The following is a 3,286-nucleotide window of genomic DNA, read 5'->3' as shown; positions in this document are numbered from 1 at the left end:
AATTTGTTCTTTGAAAACTAAATAATATCGAAAAATTTTCTAATTTTAATTATCAGATAATTAAACCGAGAACATTGCGTTTTATAGAGTTTTAAAACAAGATTAGTTCAAAAATAATCGCTAAACTCAAAACCACTTTATCTTTGATAAAGTTAGGTTAAGTTATAAAGGGCGCATGGTGAATGCCTTGGTACTAGGAGCCGATGAAGGACGGGACTAACACCGATATGCTTCGGGGAGCTGTAAGTAAGCTTTGATCCGGAGATTTCCGAATGGGGAAACCCAACAACATTAATCCGTTGTTACCGCCACGTGAATACATAACGTGGTTGGAGGTAGACGTGGGGAACTGAAACATCTCAGTACCCACAGGAATAGAAAGAAAAATCGATTCCCTGAGTAGCGGCGAGCGAAAGGGGAACAGCCCAAACCAGGAAGCTTGCTTCCTGGGGTTGTAGGACCGAACATTTGAGTTACCAAAGATTTTCATAGCCGAACAGTCTGGGAAGACTGGCCAGAGCGGGTGACAGCCCCGTAGGCAAAATGAAAATCCCTCAGTTCAGGATCCTGAGTACGGCGGAACACGTGTAACTCCGTCGGAATCCGGGAGGACCATCTCCCAAGGCTAAATACTCCCTAGTGACCGATAGTGAACCAGTACCGTGAGGGAAAGGTGAAAAGCACCCCGAAAGGGGAGTGAAACAGTTCTTGAAACCATGTGCCTACAAGAAGTCAGAGCCCGTTAATGGGTGATGGCGTGCCTTTTGTAGAATGAACCGGCGAGTTACGTTTGCATGCCAGGTTAAGTTGAAGAAACGGAGCCGTAGCGAAAGCGAGTCTGAATAGGGCGACTGAGTATGCAGATGTAGACCCGAAACCAAGTGACCTACCCATGTCCAGGTTGAAGGTGCGGTAAAACGCACTGGAGGACCGAACTCGTGTACGTTGAAAAGTGCTGAGATGAGGTGTGGGTAGCGGTGAAATTCCAAACGAACTTGGAGATAGCTGGTTCTCTCCGAAATAGCTTTAGGGCTAGCCTCGGACTTAGGATCATGGAGGTAGAGCCACTGTTTGGACTAGGGGCCCATCTAGGGTTACTGAATTCAGATAAACTCCGAATGCCATTGATTTATGTCCGGGAGTCAGACGGTGAGTGATAAGATCCATCGTCGAAAGGGGAACAGCCCAGACCACCAGTTAAGGTCCCTAAATATATGTTAAGTGGAAAAGGATGTGGAGTTGCATAGACAACTAGGATGTTGGCTCAGAAGCAGCCATCATTTAAAGAGTGCGTAATAGCTCACTAGTCGAGTGATTCTGCGCCGAAAATGTACCGGGGCTTAAACATATTACCGAGACTGTGGATGCCACCGTAAGGTGGCGTGATAGGAGAGCGTTCTAAGGGCGATGAAGGCAGACCGTGAGGACTGTTGGAGCGCTTAGAAGTGAGAATGCCGGTATGAGTAGCGAAAGACAGGTGAGAATCCTGTCCACCGAATGACTAAGGTTTCCTGGGGAAGGCTCGTCCACCCAGGGTTAGTCGGGACCTAAGTCGAGGCCGAGAGGCGTAGACGATGGATAACAGGTTGAGATTCCTGTACTAGTTAAACTTGTTTGAACAATGGAGGGACGCAGGAGGCTAAGAAAAGCACACAGTTGGATAAGTGTGCCCAAGCAACAAGTCTTAGATAGAGTTAAATGCTTTATCTTTTCAGGACAAGTTGTGATGGGGAGCGAAATTTAAGTAGCGAAGTTTCTGATGTCACACTGCCGAGAAAAGCTTCTAGTTAGAGTTTAACTACCCGTACCGCAAACCGACACAGGTAGTCGAGGAGAGTATCCTCAGGTGAGCGAGAGAACTCTCGTTAAGGAACTCGGCAAAATGACCCCGTAACTTCGGAAGAAGGGGTGCTGATCGCAAGATCAGCCGCAGTGAATAGGCCCAGGCGACTGTTTATCAAAAACACAGGTTTCTGCAAAATCGTAAGATGACGTATAGGGGCTGACACCTGCCCGGTGCTGGAAGGTTAAGTGAATGAGTTAGCTTCGGCGAAGCTTTGAAATGAAGCCCCAGTAAACGGCGGCCGTAACTATAACGGTCCTAAGGTAGCGAAATTCCTTGTCGGGTAAGTTCCGACCCGCACGAAAGGTGTAACGATCTGGGCACTGTCTCAACGAGAGACTCGGTGAAATTATAATACCCGTGAAGATGCGGGTTACCCGCGACAGGACGGAAAGACCCCATGGAGCTTTACTGTAGCTTGATATTGAGTGTTTGTACAACTTGTACAGGATAGGTAGGAGCCGTAGATATCGGAACGCTAGTTTCGATGGAGGCGTTGGTGGGATACTACCCTCGTTGTATGAACCCTCTAACCCGCGCCACTAAGCGTGGCGGGAGACAGTGTCAGGTAGGCAGTTTGACTGGGGCGGTCGCCTCCTAAAGAGTAACGGAGGCGCCCAAAGGTTCCCTCAGAATGGTTGGAAATCATTCGCAGAGTGTAAAGGCACAAGGGAGCTTGACTGCGAGACAGACAGGTCGAGCAGGGACGAAAGTCGGGCTTAGTGATCCGGTGGTACCGTATGGAAGGGCCATCGCTCAACGGATAAAAGCTACCCTGGGGATAACAGGCTTATCTCCCCCAAGAGTTCACATCGACGGGGAGGTTTGGCACCTCGATGTCGGCTCATCGCATCCTGGGGCTGTAGTCGGTCCCAAGGGTTGGGCTGTTCGCCCATTAAAGCGGTACGCGAGCTGGGTTCAGAACGTCGTGAGACAGTTCGGTCCCTATCCGTCGCGGGCGTAGGAAATTTGAGAGGATCTGTCCTTAGTACGAGAGGACCGGGATGGACATACCGCTGGTGTACCAGTTGTTCCGCCAGGAGCATCGCTGGGTAGCTACGTATGGATGAGATAAACGCTGAAAGCATCTAAGTGTGAAACTCACCTCGAGATGAGATTTCCCATTCCATTTATGGAAGTAAGACCCCTGAGAGATGATCAGGTAGATAGGTTGGGAGTGGAAGTGTAGTGATACATGGAGCGGACCAATACTAATCGGTCGAGGACTTAACCACAAAGTGGTGTTCTCAAGAGAAGGATTCGATATTATTTAGTTTTGAGAGAATAAATTTCTTTCACACGAGCCGCGTAAGTGGATCGGAGAAGTGTGGTGACGATAGTGAGAAGGATACACCTGTTCCCATGTCGAACACAGAAGTTAAGCTTCTTAACGCCGAGAGTAGTTGGGGGATCGCTCCCTGCGAGGGTAGGACGTTGCCATGC

2 rRNA genes are annotated in these 3,286 nt (G+C 48.9%); both read left to right on the top strand.

What is annotated here, in order from left to right:
* The first annotated feature begins 155 nt into the window (after positions 1-155).
* Positions 156-3,078: ribosomal RNA gene (locus IV84_RS10175) — 23S ribosomal RNA — on the top strand.
* A gap of 91 nt (positions 3,079-3,169) precedes the next feature.
* Positions 3,170-3,286: ribosomal RNA gene (gene rrf / locus IV84_RS10170) — 5S ribosomal RNA — on the top strand.

Source organism: Pediococcus damnosus (assembly GCF_001437255.1).
Taxonomy (GTDB): domain Bacteria; phylum Bacillota; class Bacilli; order Lactobacillales; family Lactobacillaceae; genus Pediococcus; species Pediococcus damnosus.
Note: the sequence above shows the minus strand (reverse complement) of the source record. Positions and strands in the feature narration are given on the sequence as shown.